The organism is Paraburkholderia sp. SIMBA_027, from assembly GCF_046535315.1.
GTDB lineage: Bacteria > Pseudomonadota > Gammaproteobacteria > Burkholderiales > Burkholderiaceae > Paraburkholderia > Paraburkholderia tropica.
Window position 1 is genome coordinate 1 of the sequence record NZ_JAWRWY010000946.1, and the last position, 260, is coordinate 260.

At 58.1% G+C, this 260-nt stretch carries 1 pseudogene; it reads right to left on the minus strand.

The annotated features are described in order from the left end of the window. Nucleotides 1-149: pseudogene (locus SB764_RS41905) on the minus strand (bifunctional NADH-specific enoyl-ACP reductase/trans-2-enoyl-CoA reductase); the annotation flags it as partial. Nucleotides 150-260: the final 111 nt, after the last annotated feature.

The window sequence follows — 260 nt, forward strand, 5'->3', positions numbered from 1 at the left end:
GATGCGCCGATCACCAGCACTTTCTTCGGGCCGTCGGCGATGGGGCCGCGTGCAGTGACGTAGTCGATCTGTTCCTTGACGTTGGCTTCGCAGCCGGCAGGATGCGTCGTCACGCAGATGAAGCCGCGCACGCGTGGTTTGATGATCATGAAGCTTCCCTGTGGTGTGAATTGCCGACATTATATTTGGAAGCCAGAGGTTTTCTTGCCGGGCGGTTTGGGTTGTACGCCCGCGGCGGCGGCCTTTTCATGGTTTCTTTT